At 63.9% G+C, this 6,701-nt stretch carries 5 protein-coding genes; 3 read left to right on the top strand and 2 right to left on the bottom strand.

All coding sequences use genetic code 11. From position 1 onward, the window contains the following. Positions 1–84 precede the first annotated feature (84 nt). On the top strand, positions 85–1,197 hold the full coding sequence (locus GM79_RS06245; RefSeq protein ID WP_035560846.1) for an IS4 family transposase: 1,113 nt from the start codon (positions 85–87) through the stop codon (positions 1,195–1,197). Between the two features lie 44 nt (positions 1,198–1,241). Here GM79_RS06245 and GM79_RS06240 read toward each other — a convergent pair whose 3' ends face one another. Continuing rightward, on the bottom strand, positions 1,242–2,891 hold the full coding sequence (locus tag GM79_RS06240; protein ID WP_035560843.1) for a M28 family peptidase: 1,650 nt from the start codon (positions 2,889–2,891) through the stop codon (positions 1,242–1,244). A 132-nt stretch (positions 2,892–3,023) separates the two neighbouring features. Further along, positions 3,024–4,019, bottom strand: coding sequence for a DUF1028 domain-containing protein (locus tag GM79_RS06235; RefSeq protein WP_051718585.1), 996 nt, complete (start codon positions 4,017–4,019; stop codon positions 3,024–3,026). A gap of 117 nt (positions 4,020–4,136) precedes the next feature. On the opposite strand from GM79_RS06235, the gene GM79_RS06230 reads away from it, so the two are divergent. Both GM79_RS06230 and GM79_RS06225 read left to right on the top strand, forming a co-directional pair. Next, positions 4,137–5,117 (top strand): ABC transporter ATP-binding protein, encoded by a 981-nt coding sequence (locus tag GM79_RS06230; RefSeq protein WP_072008552.1) that lies wholly within the window; start codon positions 4,137–4,139, stop codon positions 5,115–5,117. Continuing rightward, positions 5,105–6,676: an ABC transporter permease/substrate-binding protein gene (locus GM79_RS06225; RefSeq protein WP_035560840.1), complete on the top strand. Its 1,572-nt coding sequence runs from the start codon at positions 5,105–5,107 to the stop codon at positions 6,674–6,676. The genes GM79_RS06230 and GM79_RS06225 overlap by 13 nt, the downstream gene beginning before the upstream one ends. Positions 6,677–6,701: the final 25 nt, after the last annotated feature.

Genomic DNA, 6,701 nt, shown 5'->3' with positions numbered 1-6,701 from the left:
CACTCTACCCTACTAAACTTTAGGGCATAAAAACGGGGCAGTCCGACCTTTGGGGTTCCTACACACCATTGTCCGTCCTGCCCCGTGAAGCCAAGCCTCATTGCCAAAATTACGACGCTTTTGCGTCGCGTCCAGCTAGTGCCCCATCTGTCCCGGCAAAAGTTTGTCAGCCAGTTTGTTATCGCCCTGCTCAAAAGCCGCAACGTCCAATTTTGCGAGGTAGCCCAGCACCTGAATGACGCGGTGAAAATCGCTTCGAATGAAACCCGCATTCAGGACTTTTTTCGGCAGGTGGACCTGAATTATCTGGTGCTGGCCCACCTGCTGCTGCGCTTGCTGCCCGCCACGGGCAAACTGCGCCTGTGCCTGGACCGCACCGAATGGGACTTCGGCCGCTGCCAGGTCAATATCCTGCTCGTGACCGTAGGCCGAGGCGACTTTCAACTGCCGCTCTATTGGGAACTGCTCGACAACCGCAGCGGGAACTCCAGTGCGGCCGACCGTATTGCCCTGCTCAAAATCTGCGTACAGGTGCTGGGCCGCGACCGCATCGGGCTGGTGGTGGGGGACCGGGAGTTTGTGGGCCATGTCTGGCTTAACTGGCTACGGAAGAATAAATTGCCTTTTGTAATGCGCCTGCCCAAGCACCACCAAATCACCTTTGCTAGTGGCCGACGGCAGGCCGTCACGGCCCTGGGCCTTGCCGTAGGGCAGCAGCGGCATTTTCTGCATTGCCAAGTGGCTGGGGTCTGGGGACAGGTCTGGGTCAAGCGGCTGGCCGACACGGAGTTTCTGTTTCTCTTCGCCGCGCCCGGCTTGCGCAACCTGGGCGGCCTCTACGCCAGCCGCTGGACGATTGAGCAGTGCTTTCAGAACCTGAAAGGACGCGGCTTTAACCTGGAAGCCACCCACTTATGCTGCCACCAGAAGCTGCGCAAGCTCGTGGCTCTGGTCAGCCTGGCCTACGCGCTATGTCTGGGCGTGGGCACGATGGCCCACGGCAAAATCAAGGCCATTCCACGCAAAAATCACGGCTGCCGGGCCACAAGCCTGAGCCGCTACGGACTGAATCTGTTGCGCCAGCTCACGCGGCCCCACGCCCAGCCACAAGAGCCGGTGGCCCGTAAAATCATGGCCCTGCTAGACTGGTTTATTCGGCAACTTACTTATTATCAAATCCCTAAAATAGTAGGGTAGAGTGTGACGGGCTTTATACTTCTTTGGCATGGCCTTTATCAGCCCTATCGGCTGCCGTACCGCGCGCCAAAAAAGTCGCCCTTGTTCCAGGTGGGCCGCTGCGGGTTCTGCGCCACTTGGTAGCCGATGAGAAAGCAGAGCTGCACGTATTTCTTGCCGGCTTCAAAGTCGAAAACACCGTTGATGTCGTCCTGGGGCTTGTGGTAGGTCACGGCGCGCCATTTCTGCACGGTCTCATTGAGGTTGTTTTTGCCGTCGGCGGTTTTGTTGCCGTATTTGAGGTGCAGGGCGGGGATGCCGGCCGTCACGAAGCTGTACTGGTCGCTGCGAATGAAGCGGTTCTGCTCTGGCTCGGGGTCCTGCTCCAGGGCAATGCCCATGTAGGCAGCGGCCTTCGTCACCGGCTGCAGCAGGCTGGAATGCTGCCCGCCCAGCGCCACCACCGACAGCAGCGGCGCGATAATAGTGGGCATGTCCATGTTCACGTCGGCCACGATGCTGGCTTGGGGCACGGTGGGGTTGGCAGCGAAGGCGGCCGAGCCCAGCAAACCCAGTTCCTCGCCGGTCATCAGCACGAAGAGCATGCTGCGCTTGGGCTTTTCCTTGAGCTTGGAGTAGATTTTGGCGATTTCGAGCACGCAGGCCACGCCCGAGGCGTTGTCGTGCGCGCCGTTGTTGATGGAGTCGCCCCGCACCGGCGCGGTGATGCCCAGGTGGTCGAGGTGGGCCGAATGCACCACGTACTCATTGCGCAATTTGGCGTCGGAGCCGGTGAATTTGCCCACCACATTGTAGCTCTCTACGTCCTGATAAGTGGAAGCAGCGCTGGCACTCACGGAGGTTTTCAGCGGGGCCGAAGCCGGCTTGCCGCTCTTGATGGAGTCGAATACCCGGGCCGTGTCCAACCCAGCGGTTTGCATGAGGCGCTGGAAGGTGGCGGCGTTCACGGCCGCGTAGAGTTGCTGCTGGCTGCCCACAGCAAAGGTGCGCGAGGCAGCCACCTTACCGTTGGGCCCGAGCACGCTGTAGGTGCCGCGCTTCAGGTCGGGCAGGTTGCCGGCGCGGGTTGAGGCCACCACTAGCCCCACGGCGCCGTGCCGGGCCGCCGCCTGCAGAATGCCCGACAAATCCTGGCTGGCCGCGGCCACCGTGGAGGCAAACGTGCCGGGCGCGCCGCGCACTATCACCACCACTTTGCCCTTCACGTCGAGGCCGGCGTAGTCGTCGTAGCCCAGCTCGGGCGCGCTAATGCCGAAGCCGGCAAAGGCCAGTGGCGCATTCTGCACGCTGGTGGCGGGCAGCTCCGGGCTGGGGTACACAATGTAGTCCTGGCCGGCGGTGAGGGGCATGGCACCTTGTACGCCCGTAGCCGCAAACGTGGCGCCGGGCTGGAGGAAGGCCCTGCGCAGGCGGACCTTCTGAATGTAGGTACCGGCCTCGCCGGCGGGCTGCACGCCCAGGCTTTTGAGCTGCTTGGTCACGTAGTCCACGGCCATTTGGTAGCCGGGCGTACCGGCCTGGCGGCCCTGCAGCTTGTCATCGGCCAGGTAGGCAATGTGGGCTTTGATGGCTTCGGGCTGCACCTGGGCCAGTGCCGCTGCTACCGGTTTGGGCACGATGAGCGGGGCCTGCGCATGGGCGTTGCTGGTCAAAAACAGGCCAATGAGGGCTGTTTTCAGAGAAATCGCTTTCATAGTAAGAAACAGGAGACGATAAAGAACGTCATGTCGAGCGCAGCCGAGACATCTCGCTCGCATCGTTCTCACGTATTGATTACTGCTGCACGCGAGATGTCTCGGCTGCGCTCGACATGACGGTCAACCTGATTATTTCAGCGCCAGAATCTGCTTTAGCTCGGCGGGGGTTACGGTGAGTAGGCCCACTTTGGGCAGGCGCTCGGTGAGGACGCGCCAATTGGGCTCTTGCCGGAAAATGGGGCGTAGCAGGGCCAGGGCGGCGGGCACCTGCTGCTTATTAGCCAGCGTGATGGCATGCCAGTACTTCATTTCCAGGTTTTTGGGAAACATCTTTTCGGCGGCCTCATACTCGCGGATGGCGGCGGGCATGTCGTTTTTCTCCACGGCCAGGTCGCCGGCGTTCATGTGCTCGTAGGCGCGGTGCAGGCTCAGGAGGCGGCGCAGCTCGGGGAGCGGGGCAGCGCTGTCGTCCACGCACAGGTCTACGAGGCGGTCGGCCCAGGGGCCTTCGGTGACGGTACCGCGCACCACCAGCAGCGCGGCGGATTGCCGGCCGCGGATGTCGCCTCCTACGGCTTCGGCCGCGTCGAGGGCGGCCAGCACCCGCTCGGCCAGGGGCAGCTTGGCACTTTGCTCGTAGGCTTTGGCCATGGCGGGCCACACTTTATCTGAGAGCATCATGTTGGCCTGCACCGAGAACTGGGCACCCTGCTGGTGGCCGGCCATGTCCACGCACTTTTTGCCGGTGTGGGTGGCCACGCGGCCCTGGTTGTCAAGAATGGCAACCTGGCGCACGTCGCGGCCTTCGTCGTTAGATAATAATTCATCGAGCGCCTGCTGGGCCGATTTGCCGCTTTTGAGCAAGGCCAGCCCGCGCAGGCCGAAGGACTTGTTGGTGAACGACTGCGTGGCCACCACGCCCACCCCGGCCTCGCCCCAACTCACCGAGGTGCCCACCGAAAACCAGTGGCTTTGCACGGCCACGGCCATTTCGCCAGTCGCCGGGTCACGCGCCACAATGCTGAACGTGTGGGCAAATGGGTCGGTGCTGGAGTACATCTGCGCCGCAACGGGCAGGCGCAGCGAGAAAAGCAGCAGGAACGAAAGCAAGTATTTATAGAACATGAGCGAGGAGTGAGATGGGAATGATGTGGCCAAGTTACGCGGCGAAAAACCACGGGTAAACCGTGGCAGCTAAACCCAAATCAGCCCGCCGGGTTTACCTTGCCTCCCTCCTGCCCCATGCCCACTAATCAGCCGCCCGTCGTTCGCGTTTCCCACCTCAGCAAGCGCTTTGGGGCGCACGCGGTGGTGCAGGACGTATCCTTTGAGCTGGCGGCTGGCGAAACGCTGGTACTGCTGGGCCCCAGCGGCTGCGGCAAGACCACGTTGCTCAAAATGCTCAACCGGCTGATTGAGCCCGACGGCGGCACGGTAGAAATCAACGGCCGGGACATCCTCGCGCAGCGGCCCGAACTCCTGCGGCGCGGCATCGGCTACGTTATTCAGCAGGTGGGACTGCTGCCGCACTACACCGTGGCCGAAAACATAGCGGTGGTGCCGCGCCTGCTGGGCCACGCGCCCGCCGCCATTGCCGACCGCACTGCGGCGCTGCTCACCCGCCTGCACCTGCCGCCCGCCCGCTACGCCGGGCAACTGCCGCACCAGCTTTCGGGTGGGCAGCAGCAGCGCGTGGGCCTGGCCCGCGCCCTGGCCGCCGACCCGCCCATCATCCTGCTCGATGAGCCCTTCGGCGCCCTCGACCCGCTGACCCGCGCCAGCATCCGGCGCGAGTTCCGGGAGCTGGAGGAGCTGCGCAGTAAAACCATAGTGTTGGTAACCCATGATGTAACCGAAGCTTTCGAGCTGGCCGACCGGATTCTGCTGCTCGACGCCGGCCAAACCCAGCAGCTGGGCACCCCGCGCGAGCTGCTCTTCCGGCCGGCCAACGATTTCGTGCGCCGCTTCTTCGCCGCCGAGCGGCTGGCGCTGCAGCTGCGCACCCTCACGCTGGAAGACGTTTTTAGTGAAATGCGGCATTCGAATGCGGCTGATGCCAGCCGCCGTGATTCCGACAATTTTGCTACCCAAACCACTGTGAACGAAGCATTGGAAGCCCTGACCAGCACCGACACGGCGCCAGCATTTTCATTTACAGTAGCGGAGCTCATGGCTGCTTTTGGACAGGCCCTGCAACGAGAGGAGGACGCATGGAAACGCTAGGCGCGCTGCTCACCTTCTGGCGCGAGCAGGCCGGTAAGCTCGGCGAGCAAACCCTGCAGCACATTGGGCTCACGGCGGTTTCGCTGCTGCTGGCGGTGCTGCTGGGCGTGCCCGTGGGACTGTGGCTGTCGCGCCGGCCGCGCTGGGCCCCCGTAGTGCTGGGTCTGGCCGGCGTGCTCCAAACCGTGCCCAGCATCGCGCTGCTCGGCTTTCTCATTCCGCTGCTGGGCATTGGGCCGAAGCCGGCCATTTTTGCCTTGTTCCTGTATTCGCTGCTGCCCATTATTCGCAACACGCTGGCCGGTATTCAGGGCGTGGCGCCGGCGGTGGTGGAAGCGGCCCGTGGCCTGGGGCTCACCGATGGGCAGGTGCTGCGCCGCGTAGAGCTGCCGCTGGCGCTGCCGGTGCTCATGGCCGGCATCCGCACGGCCACGGTCATCAACGTGGGCGTGGCTACGCTGGCGGCCTACGTGGCGGCGGGCGGGCTGGGCGAATTCATTTTTGGGGGCATTGCGCTGAACAACCCGGCCATGATTCTGGCCGGGGCCCTGCCCGCCGCCGGGCTGGCGCTGGCGTTTGACGCCGCGCTGGGCGCTGTGCAGCGGCTGAGCGCCCGGCGCCTGGGCCGGGTGGGCGTGGGCCTGCTCGTGGCGCTGCCGCTGCTGGGCGCGCTCTACCTGCTGCCGCGCGCCAGCGGCAAGCTACTGGCGGGCTTCAGCCCCGAGTTTGTGGGCCGGGCCGATGGTCTGCCCAGCCTCACCAAAACCTACGGCCTCACGCGCCTGCCCAGCGTGGTGCTGGCGCCCGCACTGGTGTATGAGGCTGCCCGTAATGCCAACGTGGACGTCATCGACGGGTACTCCACCGACGGCCGCATCCGAGCCTATAATTTGCGCGTGCTGCACGACGACCGCCGCGTGTTCCCGCCCTACTACGCCGTGCCCGTGGTGCGGCCAGCGCTGCTGCGCCAGCACCCGGAACTAGCCCCCGTACTAGCCCTGCTCGATGGGCAGATTTCGGATTCGGTGATGACCAGCCTGAACTACCGCGCCGATTACCTGCACCAGTCGCCCCAGGTTATTGCCGAGGCGTTTTTGCGCCGGCGCGGGCTGTGGCGGGCGCCCCGGCCGGCGGTGCCCGGCGCTCCCGTGGTGCGCCTGGGCTCCAAGATTTTTGCCGAGCAATACATTCTGGCCGAGATGTACGCCGCCCTCATTCGCGGCAACACCGACCTAGCCGTTCAAACCAAAACCGGCCTTGGCGGCACCACCATTTGCTTCGAAGCCCTGCGCGACGGCGCTATTGATATGTACCCCGAGTACACCGGCACCGGCCTGCTGGTGCTGCTGCAGCCCACGCCCGCCGTAGTTGACTCCTTGAGTGGGCAGCCCGATGCCGTGCTGCGTTACGTGCGCGCCGAGTTTCGCCGCCGCTACAACCTGGAGTGGCTGGCCCCGCTGGGCTTCAACAATACCTACGCGCTGCTCATGCGCCAACGACAGGCGCAGCGGCTGGGCATCGCAAGCGTGTCGGATTTGAGCGGGTACCTGCATCAGTAAACAATAAAAGGCCGTCATGCTTCGG

The organism is Hymenobacter sp. IS2118 (assembly GCF_000715495.1).
GTDB lineage: Bacteria > Bacteroidota > Bacteroidia > Cytophagales > Hymenobacteraceae > Hymenobacter.
The sequence above is the reverse complement of the archived record's forward strand: the minus strand, read 5'-3'. Positions and strand labels throughout refer to the sequence as shown.